We start from the raw sequence: 25142 nt of genomic DNA, 5'->3' as shown, positions 1-25142 counted from the left end.
ATTGTCTTGTTTTGGTTTTATCTGCCGGATTCCAGCCGGCGGATCAGGGAGTCAAGAATGTGTCTCCAGAAGACATGAAAGGCAGGATTTTTTCCAAAGCAGCGGACCAGGACTGGGCTGACGGCATAGTATAATCGTATAAAGATACGTCCGGCAGGAGTTTTCTTCATATGTTCGTCTCTGAAACGGCGAAGGAGCCGGACCTGAGGGCAGTCATAGGAGCCATAGACGCAGGTTGCGATGTAGCAGCCTTCCTTTTGGGAGGCGGGCTGCGTCTGTTTGTTGGCGGAGGTCTGAGGCTGCTTTGGTGCAGCGTGGCTGGATGAAGCAGCAGATGCTCCCGGCAGAGGCGATTCTAAAACCGGCTGTGCAGTCTCTTCGTGTACAGGGGCAAAGTGGTGGATACGCTCAACGGGAAGAGAAGCAAGGGTTTGTGTGATTTTCTTTTTTATATACTCTTCATTTACGCCGTAGGAGGTCCACAGGTTGATCAAGGGGATTCCGGCTTCCTCACAGATGCAGGCCACCTTTTTGTCCCGTTCCCTCCGCTCAGGCAGCCGGTGGGTCTGGTCATTGATCTCTATTACAAGAAGAGGGCGGTATGACAGATCTGTAATGATGAAATCTACATTTCGAAAGAGCTCATTCTGATATTTGGCCCCATCCGTTCTTCTGATAAATGAGGCCAGATTGGCCTGAGCCTGGATCAGGCAGGTATCGGGAAGAAAGGATTTAATACAGTTTAAGTATGCCGTCTCAGTTTTCGTCACAAGAGATGGTTTTGCTTCATATAAAAATGGAAGCTCCGCTTCAGAGGAGATCCGGGATGCCTGGAAGCCTTCTTCACAGTGGCAGGGGGAACCGGCATAGTGCCAGCTTCCGCATTTGACGCATTTTATGATCTCACCAGCTTCCCGTTTGGCATAGCAGGTCCTGCATAAGGGATAGCTTCCGCTTTCACTGCCGCATATTTTACATTTCATAGGCACAGCCCTCCTTATATTTTATAAGAAAATTTTACCACAGTCGGGAAAAAACTGCCAGATCAGAGGAAAAAACTTGAGAAAATATCTTGCTATTTAATCCTCCATCCTTTATAATGTGTGTGTACCAAAGATAAAAGGAGATTGTACTTTCAATGTACAATCTCTTTCGATTTATAAGGAAATAACAGATAGAGGAGATAATCTCATGGCAAGAGAGATGATTATTGTTTTAGACTTTGGCGGCCAGTATAACCAGCTGATTGCCCGCCGTGTCCGTGAATGTAATGTTTACTGCGAGGTACATCCCTATAACATGAGTCTGGATCAGATCCGGGAGATGAATCCCAAGGGAATCATTTTTACCGGCGGTCCCGATGTGGTATTTGAGGATGGAGCACCCCGCTGCTCTAAGGAGATTTTTGAACTGGGTATTCCGGTTCTGGGAATCTGCTATGGCGCTCAGCTGATGAGCTACCTGTTGGACGGCGTTGTTAAAAAAGCCGTTGTAAGCGAATATGGACATACAGAAGTAGACGTGGATACAGCCTCTCAGCTTTTTGACGGTGTATCTCCCAAAACCGTCTGCTGGATGAGCCACGGCGTATATATTGCTGAGGTTCCTGCCGGTTTCCGCATCACTGCTCATACAGAGTCCTGTCCGGTAGCAGGTATGGAGTGTGCCGAGAAGAATTTCTATGCAGTTCAGTTCCATCCTGAGGTCGTTCACACGAAAGAAGGCACAAAGATGCTTTCCAACTTTGTATATAATGTCTGCGGCTGCTCCGGCGACTGGAAAATGGATTCCTTCGTAGATACGACAATCAAGGCTCTTCGGGAAAAAATCGGTTCCGGTAAGGTACTCTGCGCTCTTTCCGGCGGCGTTGATTCCTCGGTTGCGGCTGTTATGCTTTCCAAGGCCATTGGAAAGCAGCTGACCTGTGTTTTCGTAGACCACGGTCTGCTCCGTAAAAACGAAGGCGACGAGGTAGAAGCGGTATTCGGTCCCGAAGGTCCTTATGACTTAAACTTCATCCGCGTGAATGCACAGGAGCGTTTTTACGAGAGATTAAAGGGCGTGGAGGAGCCTGAGGCAAAGCGCAAGATCATTGGCGAGGAATTTATCCGCGTATTTGAGGAAGAAGCCAAAAAGATCGGAGCAGTGGACTATCTGGTTCAGGGAACCATTTACCCCGATGTGATTGAGTCCGGACTTGGAAAGTCCGCAGTGATCAAATCCCATCATAACGTAGGCGGCCTTCCGGAGCACGTTGATTTCAAGGAGCTGGTAGAGCCCTTAAGACTGCTCTTTAAGGATGAGGTACGCAAGGCAGGACTGGAGCTTGGCATTCCTGAAAATCTGGTATTCCGTCAGCCATTCCCCGGCCCCGGTCTGGGCGTGCGCATCATCGGAGAGGTAACGGCAGACAAGGTGCGGATCGTACAGGACGCTGACGCTATCTACCGTGAGGAGATTGCAAAGGCAGGAGCAGACAAGAATCTGGGCCAGTACTTCGCCGCCCTTACCAATATGCGCTCCGTTGGCTGCATGGGAGATGAAAGAACCTATGACTACGCCATCGCCCTCCGTGCCGTGCTCACAAGCGATTTCATGACCGCAGAGTCCGCACAGATCCCCTGGGAAGTCCTGGCAAAGGTCACCAGCAGGATTGTAAATGAGGTCAAAGGCGTGAACCGCGTGCTGTATGACTGTACGGGGAAGCCGCCGGCGACGATTGAATTCGAATAAATCGAGTTGCTTAAAAAAGCCAGTGTTTATGCGGGTTTCAGCGATTTCGATTAGTCTTTTGATAACAAATTGATAACAGTCATAGCAAGTGCCATTATTCTTGTTATCCAGTGGTTTATGGGTAACGGAACAATTAACAGGTGGCTTGCAGACTAAAGTTCGGAGCTTGGCTCTGAACAAATTCCATATTATAAACTAAGCCCTTAGCTGTGGTTAATAACCATAGTTAAGGGCTTTTTTGTCGTTGCCAAAGCATCTGTAGGGAGCTGCCAGTGGCAGGTCCTGTAGGTGCTTATTTATCTTTCAAGTGGTCTTTGAATGCTTCCACGAGAGCGTCACTTAATTCCTGTGATGGAACTTTTGCCCAACGCTGTGTGGTGTCGAACTCTGGATAATGGTAACGCCAGTTATCGTATTCTTCTCTGTTGATTTCTTCGGAAGATAGCTTGTCTGCCTGTTCTTTCCAAGCATACAGCATTTTGAGGAGTTCATATGCTTCTCTGCCTTTGTCCTTGTTGACCTTTAAGCATACCTCTCCGTCTGCTTCACTGACAGTAAGACCGTAAATATCTTCAAGGGTAAACAGAGTGTGCATAAGACCGATATAGCTGTCTATGTCAGGAACATCAAGAGCCTGTGGAGAAACATCAAGCACCTGTGCCAATGCATTTGTAAGGTCTGCTTTCGGTTTGCGTGTACCAGTTTCGTACTGTGCCAAACGCACATCAGCACTCTTTTCTGGAAAACCGATTGCTGTACCGAGATACTTTTGTGTCATACCACGCATTAGTCTGAAAAAATGTATTCTTTCGCTGATAGCCATAATGATACGCTCCTTTTATATTTAGTGAAATAAGTATAGCAGAAATGTTTAGTGGAAGTCAAGAAAAACCGAAACAAAAATGTTTAATATTTTCTTTGCAACCACTTGACAATAGCAAATATGTTTAGTAAAATAAATTACGAATTAAACAAATATGCTTAATGCGACAACTGAATGACCGTCCGAAAAGCCAAACCGCCAAGACCTCGTCGGAGCAAGTTCCGTATCGTTCGCTTGTGTGCAAGCACAAAAGCTCATTCGCTGCACTGCTCCTCCTCTTCCCCAAAAGTCTCCGACTTTTCGGGAACCCCTATACGAGCGAGCGCCTGATGTACTGCGGTGCATTGGGACAGCACAGCGCCTGCCGACAAGCAGGAGTGCCTGTTGGAACTTTAACACGGAGAAAGCGGCAAGCAAAAAATTATTTTAAGAAAGGAAGAAAAAGGATATGGAAAACAGATTTATCCGAGCCGAAGATGTGGCTCAGGAACTAAACGTATCAAAACTTTATGCATATAAACTCATCAGACAATTAAATGAGGAATTGAAAGCAAAGGGCTTTATTACGATTGCAGGGCGTGTAAATCGCCAGTATTTTTACGAAAGGCTCTACGGAGCAGGAAAGGGGGAAATGTAAATGCCGGTATTTAAGAATGAAGATAACGGTACTTGGTATGTGATGGCAAGGTATGTGAACTGGAAAGGGGAACGCAAGCAGAAATGCAAGCGTGGCTTTGCTACCAAACGAGAAGCACAGGAATGGGAAAGAATGTTCAAATTGCAGACTTCTTCAGACCTTGATATGAGTTTTGAAGCCTTTACGGAGCTTTATATCAATGATGTGAAGAACCGTTTGAAGGAAAACACGTGGCTTACCAAAGAGCATATCATACGCACAAAGATACTTCCGTATTTCGGGAAACTGAAAATCAGCGAGATTTCCACAAAGGAGATTATTACTTGGCAGAATGAAATGCTTGCCTATCGTGATGAGAAGAAAAAGCCTTATTCACAGACGTATCTGAAAACGCTGCACAATCAGTTGTCCGCCATTTTCAATCACGCTGTCCGCTACTATGAACTGCGTTCCAATCCTGCGGCAAAGGTGGGAAATATGGGACGTGAGGAACACAAGGAAATGCTGTTCTGGACAAAGGAAGAATACAAGAAATTCTCTTTTGAGATGATGGACAAGCCTGTTTCCTTTTATGCGTTTGAAATGCTTTACTGGTGCGGTATCCGAGAGGGCGAGCTGTTAGCTTTGACTCCGGCAGATTTCAACTTTGATAAGGAAACAGTCACAATCAATAAATCCTATCAGCGTTTGAAAGGGCAGGATGTGATTACTTCTCCGAAAACGAAAAAGAGCAACCGCACGATTAAAATGCCGAAGTTTCTGTGTGAGGAAATGAAAGAATATCTCGGTATGCTTTACGGATTGAAGAAGAAAGACCGTATCTTTACGGTGACGAAAAGCTATCTTCATCACGAGATGGACAGAGGGGCAAAGGCGGCAGGCGTGAAGCGTATCCGCATTCACGATCTCCGTCACAGCCACATTTCACTCTTGATTGATATGGGCTTTTCTGCGGTGGCGATTGCTGACCGAGTTGGTCACGAAAGTATTGATATTACTTATCAGTACGCACACCTCTTTCCGTCAAAGCAGATTGAGATGGCAGAAAAATTAGATGATTTAGGGAAAGGAGATTTTGAAAATGTCAGCTAAGAACAGAGATAACAAAAATCGTTGGAGGAATATCACAGTAGGGTTTCGAGTATCGCCCGAAGAAAACGAACTCATTAACAGAGCTGTAGCTCTATCAGGATTGCCAAAACAGGAGTATTGTTACCGCCGTTGCTTAAATCAGGATGTGGTGGTACAGGGCAATCCGAGAGTGTATAAGGCGTTGAAAACGGAATTTGCCACAGTCCTTGCGGAACTGAAAAGGATTGAAGCAGGAAAAGGTGTGGATGATGAACTGCTGAGTGTAATAGAACTGATTTCCATTATTCTCGGCGGTTTGAAAGGAGAGGATGCGAATGGAGAATAAAAAAGAAATGACTATTCCAAATGTATCTGCGGCAACAGATGCGGAACAGTCACTTTCCAAATGTACTGACAATAGTATAGTCAATCAGGATACGGATTTCAAGGGGTACGAGCAATCTTTTGAAGAAATGCAAAGGGAAATACTCAGACAGTTAGACCCTTCCTATCTGAAAACAGTATCAATGACAACGCTGTATGATACGGTGTTTGAGGTTCAGACACCACTTATCGACGGTCTGCTCCAAAGGGGAACTTACCTTTTCGTAGGTTCCCCGAAAGTGGGAAAGAGCTTTATGATGGCACAGCTTGCCTATCATATCAGCACAGGCACACCGCTTTGGGAGTATAAGGTGCGTAAGGCAACGGTGCTTTATTTTGCCCTTGAAGATGATTACCCACGTTTGCAGAAGCGATTGTTTCAGATGTTCGGTGCAAAGGAGACAGGCAATCTGTATTTCGCAACGGAATGTAAAACGGTCAATGGCGGACTGGAAGAACAGATAAGAGGGTTTATGAGGGAACACCCAGACACAGGCTTGATTATCATAGACACCTTAAAGCGTGTGCGTGAAGCAGGCGGAGCAGATTACAGCTACGCAAGTGATTATGATGTTGTGGCAAGGCTGAAAGCGTTGGCAGACAGTTACAAGGTTTCAATGCTTATTGTTCATCATACACGCAAACAAAAATCGGAAGATATATTCGATATGATTTCAGGCACGAATGGTCTGATGGGTGCGGCAGACGGTGCATTTGTTCTCAGTAAGGACAAGCGTACTTCCAACAATGCCACACTTGATGTTGCTGGCAGAGACCAGCAGGATATGAAAATCCATCTTGTAAGGGACAGCGAGCGATTGGTGTGGAACTTTGCAAAATCGGAAACGGAGATGTGGAAAGAACCGCCCGAACCTCTGCTTGAGAAGATAGCGGATACGCTCTTTTCGGAAAGTGACAGATGGGAAGGAACTGCTTCGGAACTTTGCGAAAGGCTTGCGGTGGATATAAAGCCGAATGTACTTTCTTTAAGGCTCAGTATCAACGCAAGCAGGCTGTTTCGTGATTACGGTATCCGTTATCAGAACAGCCGCACACACGACGGAAGAAAGGTTTCACTTTGGAAAGAAACCGAGCAGACGGCGTGACAAACGGTGTCAAAGGTGTCAATGTTTTTGAGAGCAGCACGCTGTGAAAAACATTGTCACCATCGTCACACTTTGACACCGGATAAAGTTTAGGGGAGTGTGCAGAGAGTGCCTTTTCAAAGGCGGCTCTTTGGTCTCGCCTGCTGGCTCGGTCGGTTCGCAGGCGTGTGTGCCACCGGCACACGCTCACCCCTCGGAGAGCCTTCGGAGAACGCAAAACCTGTTTACAGGTCGCATTTTTGATGGGTGTACCCGTCAAAAGTGCTTTTGCGTTACTTTTGACAAAAGTAACAAAACCTGAGAATGTTGAAATTTACAGATGGGAGATGAAAAAATGCAGAGAACGATAAGTGCAATGGTCGGTAAAGGCTCGGTCAATCACAATAGCCGAAAGTTCCGAGCAGAAAATGTAGACGGAACTCGTACTCATCTCAATATCGACTACTGCAATGAAAATATAAAGACAGTTTATCACGAATTGTTTGATGAAGCATTGGAAAGATACAATGCCAAGCAGATAAGGTCAGACCGAAAGATAAAAGATTATTATGAAAAAATCCGAAGTTCCAAGCAGGAAAAACCGTTCCACGAAATCATTTTACAGGTGGGCGGTAAGGGAAATATGAACGCCGATACGGAAAACGGAGAACTGGCAAAGCAGATTTTAGATGAATACTATCAGGGTTTTCAGGAGCGAAATCCACAGCTTCGGGTGTTCTCGGCTCATCTGCATATGGATGAAGCTACACCACATCTGCACATAGATTTTGTACCTTTTACCACAGGCAGCAAGCGTGGACTTGATACAAGAGTGTCACTAAAGCAGGCTCTTGCAACGCAAGGTTTTAAGGGCGGCAGTCGTGGCGATACGGAGTGGTCGCAATGGATACAGTCCGAAAAAGAACAGCTTGCGGCGGTGATGGAACGTTATGGGATTGAGTGGGAACATTTAGGCACACACGAAAAACATCTTTCTGTTTTGGATTATAAAAAGCAGGAAAGAGAAAAAGAAGTGGCGGCATTAGGTGCGAAAATCGAGCAGAAACAGATTGAATTTGATGTGTTGTCGGAACGAGTATTGAACTATGATAAGGCAAAAGACGAGCTGTCAAATCTTGAAATAGAGCTTGATACTGCACCGAAATATCAGTTGCCAGAACCAGAGAAATTTATGACTGCAAAGGCATATAAAACCAAAATGGCAGAGCCGGTTGTAAGGAAATTGAAGCAACTTGTCAAAACGGTGCTTGCCCGCTGCTTTGAGGGGTGGGACAACTATCATAGGCTGAATACAGCGAATGCACAGTTATACCGCACCAATCAGCGTTTGGAGAAAGTCAATGAAAGATTGACCGAAGAAAACAAAATCCTAAAAGCAGAAAATAAAGATTACAGCCTGCTCCGTAAGGTTTTTGGTCGCAAACAGATAGATGATTTGTTGGAGCAGGCAAGAACAGTTAAAGGTCGCAAGCGTGATAATACACGATCACGATAGACAAAAATCACAGGAGGAAAAGGAAAATGACAAAGACAATTTTTGAAGAAATGGGCGGAACTTATAGACAGGTGGGTGATTATTTATTGCCGAACATCACAGTACCAGCCGAAGAAGAAATAGAGCCGATTGGTTTATGGGGGAAACGACATGCAAGGCATTTAAAGGAACACTATAAAGTGTTATATATGAACCTGCTGACAAGCGGAAAGCTGCATAGTTATCTTGCAGAAGTCGATAAGCAAGCAGAGGATATGTTTCTTCGACTGGTAAAGGAATATGCCGACAGACAAGATGTGACGGAACAATTAAAGAAAGATAATCCCTACGAATGGATTGGAAGAATGAATAATATTCAGGCTTGTGTGAGGGAAGTTGTAGGAACGGAGTTGATTTACACATAAGCGTTTTACGGTATGGTGCTCCTGCGTTTGCTGGAGTGCTGTGGTTGTGGTTGTAAAGAGGTTGTGAAAGATTGAATTTCGTAATGGTTGGATGTATAATTAGGAAGTGAAAATTTTAATTTGCACTTCCATAAGGTGAAATGTATTGACACAAAAAATACAGTATGATAGTATTGCCATTAGAAGAAAGAAAGGCACATTTTGTGTAAGGTGAGGAAATGATTAATAGATAATTTGATTTAAGTAAGACACATATAGTTATTGAGCCTGTAGAGAATAGGTTTGTTTTGTGTACGCTTAAGTTGGATTATCGCAAGAGGCATTTCCTTTGTTTTCCTTTTGGAAAAGAAATAAGGGTCTATTTAGCGAGTCTATTTTTGCGTATGCAAAAAAGACTCGTTTTTGTGTGTTCAAAATAATAATTGGCTCAGACTTCGAAAAGGAGAAACTTTAATGTTGCAGATAAAAAAATTAAATTTAACACATAAAAAAGACCTGAGAATAATTCTTAATGATTTCAACCTTGTGCTAAATGATGGAGATAAGGCAGTTATTATTGGAGAAGAGGGAAATGGGAAATCGACATTAATGAAGTGGATATACAATCCGTCGCTTGTAGAAAACTATATAGAAGCAGATGGGGAAAGGATAATGGGACACGAACGTCTTGGTTATCTTCCGCAGGAGATGCTCGATGAAGATAAGGAAAAAACAATATACGAATATTTTTCTGAAGAGGAAATATTCTGGGAGAAAACGCCTAAAGAATTGTCTGTTATTGCGGGAAAATTTGGAATGAAAAATGATTTTTTCTACAGTAACCAGACAATGGGTAGTCTTTCAGGAGGCGAAAAAGTCAAGACACAACTTATGAGGCTTTTCATTCGCGATGTTTCTGTGCTGTTGTTGGACGAACCTTCCAATGACATCGACATTGCGACGCTTACATTACTGGAAAAAATCATAAATGACTGGAAGCACATTGTGCTTTTTATTTCACACGATGAAACGCTGATAGAGCGTACTGCCAACATGGTGATACATATCGAGCAGATTATACGAAAAACAAAGGCGAGATATACCGTGGCAAAGCTTCCCTATAGACGCTATGTGGAAGAACGGCTTCATAAATTTGAAATCCAAAAACAGCGGGCACTGAGTGACCGTAGGGAGAAAAAGATTCGCGATGAAAAATATCAAAGAGTTATGCAGAGTGTACAAGGTGCATTAAGAAGTTGTACCAGACAAGCACCGTCTGTTGCCAAAAACTTAAAGGACAAAATGCATACGGTTAAGGCAATGGAACGAAGATTTGAAAAAGAAGATGAAAATATGACTCAGATGCCGGAACAGGAAGAAGCAATCTTTGTCAAATTAGGGGATGAAAACTCACACATTCCCGCAGGAAAAACGGTCATAGAATATGAACTTTCAAAGCTTGTGACTCCGGATGGCAAAAGAATTTTAGCAGAAGGAATTCATTTAAAAATAAAAGGTTCAGAAAAAATCTGTATGATAGGAGCCAACGGGGCAGGAAAAACGACTCTTCTAAAAAAGATAGCGGAAGAACTCCTAAATCGGAATGACATTAAAGCAGAATATATGCCTCAAACTTATGAAGACCTGCTGGATTTGGATGTTACACCGGTTGATTACCTTGATAAAACAGGAGATAAAGAAGAGCGTACAAGAATTAGAACATACCTTGGTTCACTTAAATACACACCAGATGAAATGGAGCATCCGATTCGGGAGTTATCAGGCGGACAAAAGGCGAAAGTGCTTCTCTTGAGGATGAGCTTAAGTGGTGCAAATGTTCTTATTCTGGATGAACCGACAAGAAATTTTTCACCATTGTCCGGTCCGGTAATAAGAAAAATGCTCCGAGAATTTCCGGGGGCTGTCATTAGCATTTCTCACGATAGAAAGTATATTGAAGAGGTGTGCGATAAAATATATCAGCTAAATCCTAATGGATTACAGCTAATTGGTGATTGATAACAAAAAGGATGAAAGACTGACAAATTTCAGGCTTTTAGTGAGTTGGAAAGCATACAAAGATTTGAATTTGGAGGATAGATTATGGTACGTACAGAAGATGCATGTGAAATTATAAAATATGCTTTGCAAAACGAAATTAAAGTATATTTAGATGGCGGATGGGGTGTTGATGCACTTCTTAAAAGAGAATCAAGAATACACAATGATATTGATTTGTTTGTTGAACTGAAACATTATCATGATTATATTTATGTGATTAAGCAGCATGGATTTGAGGAAGTAAATACTGATTATACAACGGATGGTCATACTGTCTGGAAAGATGATAAACAAAGAATCATTGATTTACATTGTTTTGAATTTACAGATGACGGAATTGTTTATGAGGGAGATATATTTCCATCAAAAACTTTTTCCGGTATTGGAAAAGTTGGAGATATAACTGTTTCTTGTATTGAACCATTGAGTCAGGTAATGCTTCATTTGGGATATGAACACGATAAAAATGATGTGCATGATGTGATGCTGTTGTGTGAAACATTTCAAATAGCAATACCAGATGAATATAAGGAAAAGTAAAATTTCAGTTTTGTGTTGAATCTCTAAGCAAAATAGCTTATAATTTGACATGCTACATATAGTTATTATCCACAGTTATCGAGTAGGTGTTATCAATGCCGATAACAAAATGATAACATTAGCTCGTATAGGCAGGATAATATGGATATATCAAATAATCAAAAGAACGAGAAACATTACAGAGAATAATTCCTAAACAAAAAGCGTTAGTCTTTGTAGAGTTTGAATAATATATTAGAGCCAAGAAATGCCTATTTTACGGGCTTTCTTGGCTCTTTCTATGTCCGTTGACAATCAAATGACAATACTTTTTTAATATTATTGTAAATAATTTCTTCTTATTTAGTTGGGAATTGGCTCTTCCAGTCTAAATATTCTTTTTCTGTAATCTCTTCATTTCTGAATTTCTGGTACATATCAGCCCATGCCCCAATATGATCCAGCATATTTAAAGAATCGTGTCCTTTGTCTTTAAACATGAGTTGTGGTACGCCGGATTCATCCCGGTAGGCGTGCAGACCATATTGATCCTCTAAAGCAAATAATGCGTGCATGACACTAACATAAGTATCAAAGTTTGGATCAGACATGGCGTATGGACTGATCTTTAATGAGTTTGCTATTTTTTCCAATTGTTCTGATGATGGAAAACGATTCCCAAGTTCATAATTTCTAATTGCCGATTCGCTCAATCCGGACATGATTGCCAATTCTTTCTGTGTATATCCTTGATCGATCCGGAATTTTCTTATTTTCTCACCTACTGTCATAGGAAAACACTCCTTTGCTGATTGTTACTTAAAAGTATAGCATAAACAGTTCAAAAATGAAATATAAAAATAAACCGTTCATTTTTGAAATTATTCTATTGACAGTACGGGAATGAAATGTTATGATGCATATACACCGTTCGATAATGAACTGAAAAAGAAAGGAGGGATATAGATGGCTAGTAAATTATTTATATCAGCAAAAGAAGTAGCGAAAGAATTAGAAGTATCTGATTCCTATGCGTATCGTTTGATCCGTCAGTTAAATGCGGAATTGGAACAAAAAGGTTTCGTTGTTGTCAAAGGAAAAATCAGCCGTAAATATTTTGAAGAACGAGTTTACGGTATGAACGAAATGAAATAGCAGGAGGTGATGTTTTGACAGTAATCAAAAACCAAAAGTCAAATACTTACGAGGTAAGAACCTATTATAAGGACTGGACCGGCGTAAGAAAGCAGAAGACGAAAAGGGGATTTAAACGTAAATGTGATGCCCAGGAATGGGAAAGAGCGTTTAAATTAAAGGAGAATTTGAGTCTGGATATGTATTTTGAAGATTTTGTAGATCTTTATCTGAATGATATCAAATCCAGAATCAAATATAATACCTGGCTGACGAAAAAGCATATTGTAGAAAAAAAGATTCTCCCATATTTTTCGAAAAAGAAGTTGCAGGAAATAAAACCTTCCGATATTCGGCAATGGCAGAACACCATGATGAACTATCGGAATAAACAAGGAGAAGGCTATTCACAGGTCTATCTAAAGACCATCCATAATCAGCTGAGTGCAATTTTGAATCATGCAGTTAATTTCTATGATTTGAAAAGCAATGCTGCACGTAAGGCAGGATCTATGGGAAAAGAAAGAACAAAAGAGATGCTTTTCTGGACAAAAGAAGAGTATATGAAGTTCATTGAAGCGGTGGCGGATAAGCCAATCTCCTTTTATGCATTTGAAATCTTATATTGGTGTGGAGTGCGTATGGGAGAGTTGTTAGCACTGACACCGGCAGATTTCGATTTTCAGGCTTGTACTATCCGGATCAATAAGTCTTATCAAAGATTAGAGGGGAAGGATATTATTACGGATCCTAAGACTGTGAAGAGTAATCGCATAATCACCATGCCGGAATTTTTAAGCGAAGAATTAGAAGCGTATATAGGAATGCTGTATGGTTTAAATGAAAATGACAGGATATTCCAAATTTCAAAAAGCTATCTTCATCATGAAATGGATCGTGGTGTGAAGTTGTCAGGAGTGAAGAGAATACGAATCCATGATTTACGACATTCTCACGTGTCATTGTTGATTAATATGGGATATTCTGCGGTGGCAATTGGAGAAAGGGTAGGGCATGAAAGTGTGGAAATCACATATCGATATGCGCATTTATTCCCGACAATCCAAACAGAAATGGCGGAAAATCTAAATCAGGAAAGAGAGGAATATCTGGATGAGTGAAAAAAATAGGGATAACAAGAATCGGTGGCGTAATGTAACCATAGCGTTTCGAATGTCTCCGGAAGAAAATGAAGAGCTGAATTTAAGAGTAAAGCTTTGTGGATACCAGACGAGACAAGAATATATCATTGAAAGTGTTTTACATCAAAAAGTCACAGCAGTAGGAAATCCGTTGATGTTAGTACAGTTTAGAAAACAGCTTCGAGGGATTGAAGAGGAACTAAAAAGGTTAACTACATTAGAGGATGCCGATGAAGAGTTGTTTACACCTATTCGAACAATGTTGGAGATATTAAATGCATTTGCAGAAGAAAGAAACTATGAAAAAAGGAAAAAAGAAAAAGCCCAGAAATAATCTGAGCAAGTTCCCTGATCATCAGAATAACTGATATATCACCTTAACAACTTGAGTATATCACAAAATTGTTGTTGCAACAATTGTTAAATTCTGTTTGCCAGGGACTTGCCCGGTTGGGCAGGAGGTGGAAATGGAAGATAATTATAGAGAAGTAAAAAAGGCAGAACCATGCCTGAAATTGATCCACATGGATCAGGTTGAAGTGGAAGAAATCGAATGGCTCTTTTATCCCTTCATACCATATGGGAAGGTCACCATTATTCAGGGAGATCCTGGAGAGGGGAAGACTACTGTGGTGTTGCAGATCATAGCAAAATTAACAAAAGGAGAAGCAATATTAAGTGAGACAAGCGAAGGAAAATCTGAAGAGACAGGTGTAGAGCCAATCAATGTGATTTATCAAACAGCTGAAGATGGACTGGGCGATACGATCAAACCAAGATTGTTAGCGGCAGGGGCAGATTGTTCCAGAGTCTTGGTAATTGATGATCAGGATCAGCCATTAACAATGGTAGATGCAAGGCTGGAAGAAGCGATCATACAGACGAAAGCAAGACTTGTAGTATTAGATCCAATTCAAGGCTTTCTAGGGGCTGGTGTTGATATGCATAGGGCAAATGAGATTCGCCCATTGATGAAAAGAATCTCTGTATTAGCAGAAAAATATCAATGTGCCATTATTCTGATCGGTCATATGAATAAAAATAGTAATGGAAAATCATCCTATCGTGGATTGGGTTCTATTGACTTTCAAGCGGCAGCAAGAAGCGTGTTGATTGTTGGAAGAGTGAAAGATGAACCGGAAATCCGAGTGATCTGTCATGTAAAGAGTTCTCTTGCTCCGGAAGGAGATGCTATCGCCTTTCGATTAGACAAAGAAAAAGGATTTCATTGGATTGGAAAATATGACATCAGTGCAGAGGACTTATTGTCTGGTGATGGGCGAGGGCAAAAGATCCGAAGTGCGAAAGAATTTTTAAAAGAGATCTTAGCAAATGGATCAATGGAACAGGCAAAAATAGCGGAAGAAGCAGAAGAACGAGGAATTAAAAAGAAAACACTTTGGAATGCGAAGAAGGAATTACAGATTGATTCTGTGAAGATAGGGAATAAATGGTTCTGGATGTTACAAGAAGAGTAAAGGAAGATGGCAAGATTACCATATCTTAAAGAATAGGGAATCTTGCCACCTTGATTAAAAAGGAGTGAAGTGATGAAAAAAGTACAGATTGATTATGAACTGTTTCGAAAATTGATCTTTTATCATCTGGGTTCAGATGATCAGTATGAAGAAGATATTCGAAATGGCTTGGAAGAAAAATTGGATGCATTAGTCAGACATGAACTCTATACGAAGTATAAGACGGCTCCTTCTGAGGAAGAGCAGGAGAAAGCACGACAGGAATATTTAGATAAGCGTGGAGTGTCAGCCAGTTATCGGTGGTGATGTTTGTTTGGGGAATATAGAACAGGAGCGTGGCACGCACCTGTATGATACCAAACAAGGAGAATTGCTGTAGGGTGTAGCCGATACAGTGCTGGCTGATTTGAAAGCTCCCGGCAGGGCGCAAGGGTACTTTTGATGGACGTTAGGCTGTCGAAAGTGCTTTTGCGTTACTTTTGACAAAAGTAACAAAACATGATCGCCATATCTGGCGTTTTAAAATGAAGGAAAGGAGATTTATTGAAGAGGACGATTAGTTTTATGACAGGGAAAGGCTCCCTGAACCATAACAGTAGAAAATTTCATGCAAAGAATACGGATCCGAACAGAACCCATTGGAATGTTGAATATTGTAATGAAGATATCAAAGACGTATATCATGAATTATTTGACGAAGCCTTGAAACGTTACAACGATAAACAGACTCGAAAAGATCGTAAGATAGATGATTACTATGAAAAGATACGTTCCGGGAAACAAGAAAAATTATTTCATGAGGTTATCCTTCAGATCGGTGATAAAGACAATATGGGATCAGAAACGATGGAGGGACAACTTGCTGCAAAGATATTAGATGAATACATGAAAGGATTTCAGGAACGAAATCCTACGTTGAGAGTATTTGCTGCTCATCTGCATTTAGACGAAGCAACGCCACATCTACATATTGATTTTATTCCCTATGTTGCAGGAAGTAAGCGAGGACTTGATACAAGAGTATCTTTAAAACAAGCCTTATCGTCATTAGGATTTAAAGGTGGATCGAGAAGTGAGACAGAGTTAAATCAATGGGTGCAATCGGAAAAGGAAAAACTAGCCATGGTCATGAGAGAAAATGAGATAGAATGGGATCAGAAAGGAACTCATGAACCACATCTTTCTGTATTGGATTACAAGAAAAAGGTTCGAGAACAGGAAGTAGAAGAATTAACGGAACATAAGAATTTATTGGAGCATGATTTACATGATATCAGTGAATGTGTGGATGAAATCCAAAAGGAAAAAGAACAGGTAGAAAAAGAGAGAGATGCAGTAATTAAAAAGACAGAAGTTTTAGAGAAACGATTTTCTGCACTAAATTCAAAAGCTGGACTTGTTGACTTGCATGCACGTGAGTATGGATATTACCCGGAAGAATGGTTGCTAGAAGCTGGAACTTTAGAGTCAGCAAAATCTTATCGAAAGAGGATATTCCCTCTATTGAAAAAAGTTGCAAACATGATACAGTCATTATATAGCAAGTATTTGGAGTTAAAAGACAGAAATCGAAAGCTATCCGATCGAAATATGGATCTTGAAAATCGTGTAGAACGGTTGCGAGAGGAAGTATCTGTTATAAAGAAAGAGAATGTAGCTTTGTTGAATGTGGCATATGATATGGATCGGGTTGTAACTGTTTTGGGAGAAAATAAGGTCAAGGAAGCGATAGAAGTGGCAAAGCATTTGGAACAGGCAAATGCAAAGCAAAAAATCAAGAAGAGACGTATAGATAGAGAGGGGAGATAAAGGGATGAAGAAATAAAATTTATGCTAAAAAAGCAAAGTCTAGACATTGTTTTTTGGAATTGTAAATCAGAGAGAATAGATTTATATAGGCGAAGAGAGAAAATAGCTTTGGCAGGCCTTTGAGAATTAGGTGAATGCTCTATAAGTAATGTGATACAAGGAAAGGTAAAATAGAATTTGTGGAAATGTGCGTTACAAGATGTAAGCAGAAACTCTAGCACAAAAAACTTCCATTTCTTTTTTTGATGAAGTATAATGTAAGCAACATATTTGAATTTGCAGCGATAGAAAATCAGAAGAATATATTGAAAAATAAGCATTTGAGGGAGTGACACGAATCGTGTCACATATGTGAAAGAACGTTTCTTTCATTGTTTTATGCTTTTGGATAAGGTGAAGGTGTTAGAAAGACAAACCAAATCAGAAAGGATGTAAAATGATGAAAAAGAACGAAAAAAGATGTTTATTACTTGGAAGTGTATTCCTTGCAATGTTTGTGTTATGGACAGCGCTGATTCAGATGGTGGATGTGCAATCTGTTGGTCAAAATGAAACCAGTATTGGATTTGCAACATTCAATTGCTGGTTTCACCATTTGATAGGGGTGAATAAGGTGATTTATACAATTACTGATTGGATGGGCCTGGTACCTATCGTTGTATGTTTGGTTTTCGCGGGTATTGGGTTGATTCAGTTGATTAAAAGAAGAAGTATTTTCAAGGTTGATGCAGATATTATGATCTTAGGGGTATATTTTGCTGTTGTGATCTTGGCATATGTGATTTTCGAAATTATACCAATCAATTACAGACCAATTTTAATAGAAGGAAGAATGGAGGCATCTTATCCATCTTCAACTACATTATTGGTATTGAGTGTGATGCCAGTTTTTATTGAACAAATCCAGCGCAGGTTGTCTGGTGATGTGGCGAAAAGAATCATAACAATTGTATCACTAGCTTTTTCGGGATTCATGGTGATTGGGAGATTGATTGCCGGAGTGCATTGGTTCACGGATATCGTAGGCGGTGTACTACTAAGTACCGGATTGGTTTTGATTTATAAAGCGACAGTTATGTTGGTAATAAAGGAAAAATAGAATTGGAATGGGAGGTGCAGATTTTGGAATTTCATGAAAAACTTCAGGAATTAAGAAAAATCCGAGGTTTGACACAAGAAGAATTAGCCGAGGCATTATTTGTTTCTAGAACTGCTATTTCAAAATGGGAATCTGGTGTTTCCCAAACAAAAAGATATTAAGAAACAGCCCATGTTTACCTGCTTGCAAACAAAAGAATATTGCTACTAGACTAAGAGATACTACATAAGTGTGTTGGTATCTCTTTTTTGTTGCCGTGAAACAGCAGACTATTTCATTTCTGCTTGATTACCTTAAAACTTATTAGTCTATGGTTTGTCAAGGGCTTGTTGCGTGAGAAATGCTGAATATCACCCTTTACAAAACATAGGCTGATAAGTAACTTTTCAAAAGCAGAAAAGAAATGGCAATGCTTATAACAATATGATATAATGCAGATGAAGACAAAAAAGGAATTTGTCGAGCTGGTTAGTTCGAGATAATTTTGAGTTTGTTAAGATGTGGTGCACTTGATGGAATCACAGGTACGACATCATATTATGGAGGATGAAATAGATGATAGGTTTGATTGTTGCGAGGTCAAAGAATAATGTTATAGGCAAGAATGGTAATATACCATGGAAAATAAAGGGAGAACAAAAGCAATTTAGAGAGTTAACAACGGGTAATGTGGTTATTATGGGGCGAAAGTCTTATGAAGAAATCGGTCATCCGTTGCCTAATAGAATGAATATTGTTGTTTCCACCACAACAGAGTATCAAGGAGATAATTTAGTTTCAGTTAAATCATTAGAAGATGCATTATTATTGGCTAAAGGACGAGATGTATACATATCTGGTGGATATGGACTATTTAAGGAAGCTTTGCAAATAGTAGATAAAATGTATATCACAGAAGTAGATTTAAATATTGAAGATGGAGATACATTCTTTCCAGAATTTGATATCAATGATTTTGAAGTTTTGATAGGGGAAACACTTGGTGAGGAAGTGAAATATACGAGAACATTTTATGTAAGGAAAAAATGAATTGAGTAAATTTTGGATTTAGGGTGTTTTCATAAATATATTGCTTTTTATGCATATATAAATTGTTGTAAGACAAATTCCAGTTTGTATGGGGCGATAAAATCAGAATTTGAGAGAGGATTGAATATGAATAAGGAATGGTCTGAACTTAATAAAACAATGCAGGCACAAATAAAAAAGAAAGATACTTATAAGAGGGGTATTGATACTTTACTTACTTTACGAAGTCAGTTAATACAAACCTTAGTATCTTTCAAAGAAGAATTATGCAGAGAAGATTTTAACTCAATCCCCTTCATAAACGCTGATGGTTATCATAGTAAGACGATTGCTTATTCTATTTGGCATATTTTCCGCATTGAAGATATAGTTGTGCATACAGTGATAAATGAAGATGAACAAGTATTTTTTGCAGGCAATTATCAAGAGCGTATCAATTCACCTATCATTACAACAGGAAATGAACTCATGAAACAGCAGATTGCAGACTTTTCAAAACAGCTTAATCTGGAAGAATTATATTTATATATTTTCGAAGTATGGGAAAGCACTGAGAAAATGCTTGAACGGTTATCTTATGATGAATTGAAAAGAAAAATACCGAAAGAAAGAAAAGGATACTTAGAATCGTTGAATGTAGTAAACGACAATGAAAAAGCAATTTGGCTGATTGATTATTGGTGTAATAAAGATATTTGTGGACTAATTCAAATGCCGTTTTCAAGACATTGGATTATGCACACAGAAGCCTGTTTGCGTATAAAGAACAAGATACATTCATAGGCAAAAATTTCAGTTTGTAGAACTAAGGAAATTGGAATTTAAGGAGGAATAAAGTATGGTTAGTGATTTTATAAGAGCAGCATTTCCATGGATTTTAATGGGTTTATTTGTAGCAATCAGTTGTTCCCTTATGAGTAAAAAAGAGAAATAAATTCCTGTTTGTATTTATAAAAGAGAAAAAATGAGAAAAGTAGTTTTATTTATTGCCATGAGCCTTGACGGATATATTGCGGACGGTAATGGTGGAGTAGCTTGGCTAAATGGTCATGGAAATGACAATGAAAACATCGACACTTATACAGAATTTACCAAAGATATAGATACTGTCTTAATGGGGTGGAATACTTCTCATCAGGTTGTTACTGAACTTTCTCCGCAAGAATGGGTATATAATAAATTTACAACTTATGTATTAACACATAAAGAGTGCAATTCTTCCCAACAAATTCATTTTACAAGTGAAAATCCTGTTTTATTATTGGAACGGCTAAAACAAGAAGCAGGAAAGGATATTTGGATTTGTGGCGGAGCAAATCTTGTTCAGCAGTTGGTAAGCAAAAATATGATTGATAAATATTACATTTCTGTTATTCCTACTCTGTTAGGAAATGGGGTTCGTCTTTTGGGCAACATAGACAGGGAAATAAAGTTAAGGCTTTGTAAAACACAGACTTATAACGGAATAACCGATTTGATTTATATGCGTAGATAACTAGAGAGAAACAGAAAAGCTGTTAAACCGACGGAGCGATCCGACCACGTTGGCGGGAAAATCCTTAAGATTTTTCCGCCATGCTTGCAAGGGGGCGGTTCGCTTCGGCGGTTCGGCGAGCTTGCGAGCCGTTCAAAGCCCCCGTTATCTAACAAGGGGGGCACAAAAAACAAGAAACACTATACACTAACAAGCGGAAAACGCTGTATTTATAAGGCAAAACCCCATTTTTACAGTAGTGATATAAATTGTACCTATATCACTATGAAAATTGAATAGTAAATATGAGAAAGACAGTTGATTTCAAAAAATAAGAAATTGATTGTCGTTTTCTTTTGCAGAAATTTAAGTGCAGGCAATTATGGTAGTTGTCGTAATTGCTGTCAGCTCAGTGTTTATCACTGATGGTGTGAAAGATTTACGGTTGGAGATGTTCAATAAGATTATTGGTGCTTAATTATTTTTATTGTAGTGCTGATATGAGAATGTTATAATTGGGGTATAAAACATACAAATAAATTTGCTGAAAAATGAGGTATCAAAATATGGAAAATGAATTACTGGAAAACTTAGGAAGACTTCACACAACTGAACTTGGCGTTATTAGAATTAAAAAGAACTTATCTTTGAATGTAGAAAATGTAATTGAATGGTGCAAAGAAAAAATTAGCCTTTCTAATGCGGAAATCACAAGAAAAGGAAAAAACTGGTATATAACGATTGATAATTGTATTATAACGGTAAATGCGTACAGTTATACCGTTATCACTGCTCACAAGGTAAAATGATAAATTTTTCTATAAAGGAATTAAACGCATTTGCAGTTATTGGGCAGGAAGTAGAACTGACTAATTATCAAAAAAAGAATATTCAGATTAGTACACAGTTTTGGAGAAAGTTTAACAGTAGTTTGAAAAAAGCGTATCTTTCACAATCAGGAAATTGGGTAAAATATGCTTTTATGGAAAGAAGAAATGGAAAACTTTATTATTTCTGTTCTATTCCCCAAAGAACCATTACCCCAGAGGGCTTTCTGTATAAAGAAATACCGTCTTATAAATATTTGGTTGTGGAGCATATTGGTGCTATGGATAAAATATATGAAACTTATGGCAAGATTTATGAAGAAATTATTCCTAGTACATCGTATATTCCTATAAAAGATATTATCCTACACTTTGAAAAATACGATTATCGTTTTCATTGGAATAGTGATAATTCAGTTATTGAAATTTGGATACCTATTCAAGATTAGAAGCAATTTTATATCCATACACACAAAGCAGTTAGTCTTAGGATTGACTGCTTTTTCTATACAGATTTTTAATGACAGGCAATTATCAATTATGGTAGTTGCCTTTTTTGATTGGAGGAATTGAAGAATGAATGATAAAAACTTTATTGAAGAACTAAGACAAAAGCGTGAGGAATACGGAGTAACACAAACAAGGCTTGCTGTTGCCTGTGGTATCAGCCGTGAATATTACAACCGCATTGAAAAAGGAAAACAGCCATTGAATGACGAATTAAGAGAAATCATAGAAAAACAGATTGAGCGTTTCAATCCGCAAGAACCACTATTCTTATTGATTGATTACTTTCGTGTCCGCTTTCCTACTACGGACGCATTGGCGATTATCCGTGATGTATTACAACTGAAATCTAATTACATGCTTTATGAAGATTATGGAAAATACGGATATGAAAGCAAATATGTACTTGGCGACATCAATATCATGTGTTCCATGCAGGAGCATTTAGGTGTTTTATTGGAACTGAAAGGCAAAGGCTGTCGGCAAATGGAATGTTATCTGCTGGCACAGGAACGCTCATGGTATGACTTCATGCTGGATTGTATGACGGCTGGTGGTGTGATGAAACGGCTTGATTTGGCTATCAATGATAAAGCAGGAATATTGGATATTCCAAAGTTAAAGGAAAAATACAAGGCTGGCGAATGTATGTCCTACTTCCGTATGCAGAAAGATTACAGCGGTACAGAAAAATGCGGTAGCGATTTACCAAAGAATACAGGAGAAACCTTATATCTCGGTTCAACAAGTAGCGAATTATATATGTGTGCTTATCAGAAAAATTATGAGCAGTATGTCAAGAATGGCACAGAAATTGAAGATACGGAGATTAAGAACCGTTTTGAAATACGCATGAAGAACGAACGAGCCTATTATGCGGTTGTAGATTTACTGACCTATCGGGACGCTGAACGCACCGCTTTTTCTATCATCAATCATTATGTCCGCTTTGTTGACAGAGAGGACGACAAGCCAAAAAGTCAATGGATAACAAATGATGATTGGGCATGGTTTGTAGGGGAAAACAGAGAGCCGATACGCTTAACCACAAAGCCAGAGCCTTACACTTTACAAAAAGCGTTGCATTGGCTACAAAGACAAGTCGCACCAACCATAAAAATGGTACAGGCATTAGACAGAGAAAATCGTACAACGATACTGAAAGATATGATTGAGCAGGCAGAACTAAAAGACAAGCATAAACATTTATTACAATTAGAGAAATCAACCATAGAAGAACGTATAGATACCGCTGTTCCACAAGAGAATGACGGTATTTTTTAATGTAATTGAAAAATTTCAGATTTAGTCAGCAAAGAGCTGTTTTCATTCCCTATGTGAAGTGAAAGAAGAAAAATAAATTTTTTATTAAATCTGCAACAAAATGGCTACTTGCGTACAGATATGGTGCGAGAAAAGGAAATCTAAACTTTTTTTGAAAATAGGTCATTAAATCGGGGCTTGCTGTCCCTATATGAAGTGAAAGAAGAAAAAAGTTTTGAAAAAATGACGGAAATTCGTGATTAGTGGACAGTCTTCTGTGAAAAGAGGAAAAACATCATCATTTTGTATTCAAACAGGCATTAGCAGTTGAGTGTTGATGTGAAAAGATGAAAATACTTTGTTCTCAACTTAACAATTTAAGGTTTCCGTTCCCTATATGGTGCAAAGAAAATATTTCATTCTATTGTTGGCAGTAACGGTATGGTTTGGGTAGTTAGGGTGTGAAAAGGAAAATATTCTTTTTTCATCATCAACTTAGCAAAATGACATTTTCTATCCCTATATGGTGCATGAAAAGAAGTTAAAATTTTTCCATTTAAACTTAGCAAATGGACGTTTGCTGTACAGATAGTAGTGAAAAAGGAGAAAATCAACCGTTGATTGCCAAAATGAACCGTTCCATTTGTACTAATAATGGAAAAAGTTTTGGATTTTGGTTACGTTTCTCCTCTTTTCCAACGCGATATATAGGAAAGACGATTTTTTTCTTTCAATCGTTCTTTGACAACTGAATAAAGCTATTCAATACGTTTGACAGACAGCTAGCCGTTGAAACAAATACGCCACGACCTTTCCCCTGCAAGAGCGAGCGAAAACCTATTTGTGTTCTTGTAAAAGATTTGTCCTCTTTTATCGCCATGACCTGTACTGTCAGATAATGATACTCCCGTACAGCCACAGCTTGAGCATTAAGAGCGTCGCACGCAATGGGTACGGCTACATAAGAACTATGCAGAGGTGGAACTCCTGTGGGCTATGACAAAAGCCGTTGAATTGCTTAGAAAGATTTTACAGAAAGGGGGTATGTGTTATTGATAATGCTGTAAAAACAATTCAAAAGAAAAATGGCAAGTGTGGCATTGGCAACAGAGGAAAGACAAAGATTGTAGTAAAAGAGCATTTTTCCGAAAAGGGCAAAACAATGGAAGAACTTCTAACTGATGTCATGCTGGAAAAAGCAAAGCAGACAATCGCATAAAATCGGTGCAGTTGTAAGAAATAGATTGAATGACAAAAAGTACCCGTGTTATACTTTACTTGCAAGCAGGTATTGTAAACACGGGTTAGTTATAAAGGAGGATAACTGACAATGAAACAACAGATTTACAATACTGCACTTTATCTTAGGTTAAGCCGAGATGATGAATTACAGGGCGAAAGTTCCAGCATTACCACACAGAGAAGTATGTTGCGTTTATATGCAAAAGAACATCATTTGAATGTCATTGATGAATATATTGATGACGGCTGGTCGGGAACAAATTTTGACAGACCGAGTTTTCAAAGAATGATTGAGGATATAGAGGCAGGAAAAATCAACTGTGTTGTAACGAAAGACCTTTCCCGTCTTGGCAGAAATTATATTATGACAGGACAATATACAGAATTGTATTTCCCTAGTCATAATGTCCGCTACATAGCGATTGATGACGGTGTAGACAGCGAAAAAGGCGAAAGTGAGATTGCACCATTTAAGAACATCATCAATGAATGGGTGGCAAGAGATACAAGCCGTAAAGTCAAATCAGCATTTAAGACAAAGTTTGCGGAGGGGGCTCATTACGGTGCTTATGCTCCGTTAGGATATAAGAAACACCCTGACATCAAAGGAAAACTGTTGGTTGATGATGAAACAAAATGGATTATTGAAAAAATCTTTTCCCTAGCCTATCAAGGTTACGGAAGTGCAAAAATCACAAAGCAGTTAAGAGCAGAAAAAGTTCCGACAGCGTCATGGCTAAATTTTACAAGATACGGTACTTTTGCACATATCTTTGAGGGAAAACCCGAAAGTAAGCGTTATGAGTGGACGATTGCTCATGTCAAGGCGATATTGAAAAGTGAGGTTTATATCGGAAACAGTGTTCACAATATGCAGTCTACGGTATCGTTCAAGAGCAAAAAGAAAGTGCGTAAGCCCGAAAGTG

At 39.2% G+C, this 25142-nt stretch carries 26 protein-coding genes and 2 pseudogenes; 25 read left to right on the top strand and 3 right to left on the bottom strand.

From position 1 onward, the window contains the following. Positions 1 to 17: 17 nt before the first annotated feature. Positions 18 to 983, bottom strand: a complete 966-nt coding sequence (locus WKT10_RS07495) for a CFI-box-CTERM domain-containing protein (RefSeq protein ID WP_340276455.1) — start codon at positions 981 to 983, stop codon at positions 18 to 20. A gap of 208 nt (positions 984 to 1191) precedes the next feature. Between WKT10_RS07495 and guaA the strand changes: the two genes are divergently transcribed. Continuing rightward, complete coding sequence (guaA, locus tag WKT10_RS07490; protein ID WP_066546037.1) at positions 1192 to 2733, top strand: glutamine-hydrolyzing GMP synthase; 1542 nt, start codon at positions 1192 to 1194, stop codon at positions 2731 to 2733. A 292-nt stretch (positions 2734 to 3025) separates the two neighbouring features. Here the strand turns inward: guaA and WKT10_RS07485 are convergent, their stop codons facing one another. Continuing rightward, positions 3026 to 3556: a helix-turn-helix domain-containing protein gene (locus WKT10_RS07485; RefSeq protein ID WP_009247529.1), complete on the bottom strand. Its 531-nt coding sequence runs from the start codon at positions 3554 to 3556 to the stop codon at positions 3026 to 3028. Positions 3557 to 4004: 448 nt separating this feature from the next. On the opposite strand from WKT10_RS07485, the gene WKT10_RS07480 reads away from it, so the two are divergent. The 8 genes from WKT10_RS07480 (at position 4005) to WKT10_RS07445 (ending at position 11233) form a co-directional block, all read left to right on the top strand. Then, positions 4005 to 4193, top strand: coding sequence for a LysR family transcriptional regulator (locus WKT10_RS07480; protein WP_340276451.1), 189 nt, complete (start codon positions 4005 to 4007; stop codon positions 4191 to 4193). Further along, a complete protein-coding gene (locus WKT10_RS07475; protein ID WP_009247527.1) occupies positions 4194 to 5285 on the top strand; it encodes a site-specific integrase in 1092 nt (363 codons plus the stop codon). Further along, on the top strand, positions 5275 to 5610 hold the full coding sequence (locus tag WKT10_RS07470; RefSeq protein WP_009247526.1) for a plasmid mobilization protein: 336 nt from the start codon (positions 5275 to 5277) through the stop codon (positions 5608 to 5610). Before WKT10_RS07475 ends, WKT10_RS07470 begins: the two co-directional genes overlap by 11 nt. Next, complete coding sequence (locus WKT10_RS07465; protein ID WP_009247525.1) at positions 5600 to 6754, top strand: AAA family ATPase; 1155 nt, start codon at positions 5600 to 5602, stop codon at positions 6752 to 6754. Before WKT10_RS07470 ends, WKT10_RS07465 begins: the two co-directional genes overlap by 11 nt. 355 nt (positions 6755 to 7109) lie before the next feature. Beyond that, positions 7110 to 8249 (top strand): plasmid recombination protein, encoded by a 1140-nt coding sequence (locus WKT10_RS07460; RefSeq protein ID WP_019190307.1) that lies wholly within the window; start codon positions 7110 to 7112, stop codon positions 8247 to 8249. A gap of 26 nt (positions 8250 to 8275) precedes the next feature. Then, positions 8276 to 8653, top strand: coding sequence for a TnpV protein (locus WKT10_RS07455; RefSeq protein WP_009247523.1), 378 nt, complete (start codon positions 8276 to 8278; stop codon positions 8651 to 8653). Between the two features lie 453 nt (positions 8654 to 9106). After that, positions 9107 to 10651, top strand: coding sequence for an ATP-binding cassette domain-containing protein (locus tag WKT10_RS07450; RefSeq protein ID WP_009247522.1), 1545 nt, complete (start codon positions 9107 to 9109; stop codon positions 10649 to 10651). A gap of 84 nt (positions 10652 to 10735) precedes the next feature. Further along, the gene (locus WKT10_RS07445; protein ID WP_009247521.1) at positions 10736 to 11233 is read left to right on the top strand and encodes a nucleotidyltransferase domain-containing protein; all 498 of its coding nucleotides are present in this window, start codon (positions 10736 to 10738) and stop codon (positions 11231 to 11233) included. 338 nt (positions 11234 to 11571) lie between these two features. Here the strand turns inward: WKT10_RS07445 and WKT10_RS07440 are convergent, their stop codons facing one another. Then, positions 11572 to 12003 (bottom strand): helix-turn-helix domain-containing protein, encoded by a 432-nt coding sequence (locus WKT10_RS07440; RefSeq protein ID WP_340276439.1) that lies wholly within the window; start codon positions 12001 to 12003, stop codon positions 11572 to 11574. A gap of 175 nt (positions 12004 to 12178) precedes the next feature. Between WKT10_RS07440 and WKT10_RS07435 the strand changes: the two genes are divergently transcribed. The 16 genes and pseudogenes from WKT10_RS07435 to WKT10_RS07360 form a co-directional block, all read left to right on the top strand. Further along, complete coding sequence (locus WKT10_RS07435; protein WP_003019365.1) at positions 12179 to 12367, top strand: hypothetical protein; 189 nt, start codon at positions 12179 to 12181, stop codon at positions 12365 to 12367. Between the two features lie 14 nt (positions 12368 to 12381). Continuing rightward, entirely contained in the window at positions 12382 to 13467 is a 1086-nt protein-coding gene (locus WKT10_RS07430; protein ID WP_116441493.1) for a site-specific integrase, read from the top strand. Then, positions 13460 to 13822, top strand: coding sequence for a plasmid mobilization protein (locus WKT10_RS07425; RefSeq protein WP_116441492.1), 363 nt, complete (start codon positions 13460 to 13462; stop codon positions 13820 to 13822). The genes WKT10_RS07430 and WKT10_RS07425 overlap by 8 nt, the downstream gene beginning before the upstream one ends. Positions 13823 to 13955: 133 nt before the next feature. Further along, positions 13956 to 14966, top strand: a complete 1011-nt coding sequence (locus WKT10_RS07420) for an AAA family ATPase (protein WP_016439644.1) — start codon at positions 13956 to 13958, stop codon at positions 14964 to 14966. A 72-nt stretch (positions 14967 to 15038) separates the two neighbouring features. After that, positions 15039 to 15272, top strand: a complete 234-nt coding sequence (locus tag WKT10_RS07415; RefSeq protein WP_003019356.1) for a hypothetical protein — start codon at positions 15039 to 15041, stop codon at positions 15270 to 15272. Between the two features lie 258 nt (positions 15273 to 15530). Continuing rightward, on the top strand, positions 15531 to 16775 hold the full coding sequence (locus WKT10_RS07410) for a plasmid recombination protein (RefSeq protein ID WP_340276434.1): 1245 nt from the start codon (positions 15531 to 15533) through the stop codon (positions 16773 to 16775). A 439-nt stretch (positions 16776 to 17214) separates the two neighbouring features. After that, positions 17215 to 17874 (top strand): phosphatase PAP2 family protein, encoded by a 660-nt coding sequence (locus tag WKT10_RS07405; RefSeq protein ID WP_340276432.1) that lies wholly within the window; start codon positions 17215 to 17217, stop codon positions 17872 to 17874. Between the two features lie 23 nt (positions 17875 to 17897). Further along, positions 17898 to 18011, top strand: a pseudogene (locus WKT10_RS07400) (helix-turn-helix domain-containing protein); the annotation flags it as partial. A gap of 418 nt (positions 18012 to 18429) precedes the next feature. Continuing rightward, positions 18430 to 18925, top strand: a pseudogene (dfrF, locus tag WKT10_RS07395) (trimethoprim-resistant dihydrofolate reductase DfrF). A 104-nt stretch (positions 18926 to 19029) separates the two neighbouring features. Continuing rightward, a complete protein-coding gene (locus tag WKT10_RS07390; protein ID WP_002303420.1) occupies positions 19030 to 19686 on the top strand; it encodes a hypothetical protein in 657 nt (218 codons plus the stop codon). Between the two features lie 181 nt (positions 19687 to 19867). Continuing rightward, a complete protein-coding gene (locus WKT10_RS07385) occupies positions 19868 to 20398 on the top strand; it encodes a dihydrofolate reductase family protein (RefSeq protein WP_002303421.1) in 531 nt (176 codons plus the stop codon). A 545-nt stretch (positions 20399 to 20943) separates the two neighbouring features. Further along, entirely contained in the window at positions 20944 to 21186 is a 243-nt protein-coding gene (locus WKT10_RS07380) for a DUF3781 domain-containing protein (protein ID WP_002303262.1), read from the top strand. Next, positions 21183 to 21653, top strand: a complete 471-nt coding sequence (locus WKT10_RS07375) for a GyrI-like domain-containing protein (protein WP_002303261.1) — start codon at positions 21183 to 21185, stop codon at positions 21651 to 21653. Before WKT10_RS07380 ends, WKT10_RS07375 begins: the two co-directional genes overlap by 4 nt. Positions 21654 to 21780: 127 nt before the next feature. Next, positions 21781 to 22995 (top strand): XRE family transcriptional regulator, encoded by a 1215-nt coding sequence (locus tag WKT10_RS07370; protein WP_002303260.1) that lies wholly within the window; start codon positions 21781 to 21783, stop codon positions 22993 to 22995. A 988-nt stretch (positions 22996 to 23983) separates the two neighbouring features. After that, positions 23984 to 24193, top strand: a complete 210-nt coding sequence (locus WKT10_RS07365; RefSeq protein WP_002303258.1) for a hypothetical protein — start codon at positions 23984 to 23986, stop codon at positions 24191 to 24193. A gap of 111 nt (positions 24194 to 24304) precedes the next feature. Continuing rightward, positions 24305 to 25142 (top strand): recombinase family protein (locus tag WKT10_RS07360; protein ID WP_340276428.1); only part of this gene is annotated, 838 nt, incomplete at its 3' end.

It is taken from the genome of Enterocloster sp. HCN-30185 (assembly GCF_037890305.1).
Classification (GTDB): Bacteria; Bacillota; Clostridia; order Lachnospirales; family Lachnospiraceae; genus Enterocloster.
This window is presented reverse-complemented; position numbering and strand designations above follow the sequence as displayed.

Coding starts and splice junctions, on each gene's coding strand:
- WKT10_RS07445 (WP_009247521.1), top strand. CDS start 10,736: ATGGTACGTACAGAAGATGCATGTGAAATTATAAAATATGCTTTGCAA.
- WKT10_RS07425 (WP_116441492.1), top strand. CDS start 13,460: ATGAGTGAAAAAAATAGGGATAACAAGAATCGGTGGCGTAATGTAACC.
- WKT10_RS07470 (WP_009247526.1), top strand. CDS start 5,275: ATGTCAGCTAAGAACAGAGATAACAAAAATCGTTGGAGGAATATCACA.
- WKT10_RS07405 (WP_340276432.1), top strand. CDS start 17,215: ATGAAAAAGAACGAAAAAAGATGTTTATTACTTGGAAGTGTATTCCTT.
- WKT10_RS07455 (WP_009247523.1), top strand. CDS start 8,276: ATGACAAAGACAATTTTTGAAGAAATGGGCGGAACTTATAGACAGGTG.
- WKT10_RS07370 (WP_002303260.1), top strand. CDS start 21,781: ATGAATGATAAAAACTTTATTGAAGAACTAAGACAAAAGCGTGAGGAA.
- WKT10_RS07440 (WP_340276439.1), bottom strand. CDS start 12,003: ATGACAGTAGGTGAGAAAATAAGAAAATTCCGGATCGATCAAGGATAT.
- WKT10_RS07495 (WP_340276455.1), bottom strand. CDS start 983: ATGAAATGTAAAATATGCGGCAGTGAAAGCGGAAGCTATCCCTTATGC.
- guaA (WP_066546037.1), top strand. CDS start 1,192: ATGGCAAGAGAGATGATTATTGTTTTAGACTTTGGCGGCCAGTATAAC.
- WKT10_RS07480 (WP_340276451.1), top strand. CDS start 4,005: ATGGAAAACAGATTTATCCGAGCCGAAGATGTGGCTCAGGAACTAAAC.
- WKT10_RS07410 (WP_340276434.1), top strand. CDS start 15,531: ATGACAGGGAAAGGCTCCCTGAACCATAACAGTAGAAAATTTCATGCA.
- WKT10_RS07435 (WP_003019365.1), top strand. CDS start 12,179: ATGGCTAGTAAATTATTTATATCAGCAAAAGAAGTAGCGAAAGAATTA.
- WKT10_RS07475 (WP_009247527.1), top strand. CDS start 4,194: ATGCCGGTATTTAAGAATGAAGATAACGGTACTTGGTATGTGATGGCA.
- WKT10_RS07380 (WP_002303262.1), top strand. CDS start 20,944: ATGGAAAATGAATTACTGGAAAACTTAGGAAGACTTCACACAACTGAA.
- WKT10_RS07465 (WP_009247525.1), top strand. CDS start 5,600: ATGGAGAATAAAAAAGAAATGACTATTCCAAATGTATCTGCGGCAACA.
- WKT10_RS07385 (WP_002303421.1), top strand. CDS start 19,868: ATGAGAAAAGTAGTTTTATTTATTGCCATGAGCCTTGACGGATATATT.
- WKT10_RS07415 (WP_003019356.1), top strand. CDS start 15,039: ATGAAAAAAGTACAGATTGATTATGAACTGTTTCGAAAATTGATCTTT.
- WKT10_RS07485 (WP_009247529.1), bottom strand. CDS start 3,556: ATGGCTATCAGCGAAAGAATACATTTTTTCAGACTAATGCGTGGTATG.
- WKT10_RS07375 (WP_002303261.1), top strand. CDS start 21,183: ATGATAAATTTTTCTATAAAGGAATTAAACGCATTTGCAGTTATTGGG.
- WKT10_RS07390 (WP_002303420.1), top strand. CDS start 19,030: ATGAATAAGGAATGGTCTGAACTTAATAAAACAATGCAGGCACAAATA.
- WKT10_RS07420 (WP_016439644.1), top strand. CDS start 13,956: ATGGAAGATAATTATAGAGAAGTAAAAAAGGCAGAACCATGCCTGAAA.
- WKT10_RS07460 (WP_019190307.1), top strand. CDS start 7,110: ATGGTCGGTAAAGGCTCGGTCAATCACAATAGCCGAAAGTTCCGAGCA.
- WKT10_RS07450 (WP_009247522.1), top strand. CDS start 9,107: ATGTTGCAGATAAAAAAATTAAATTTAACACATAAAAAAGACCTGAGA.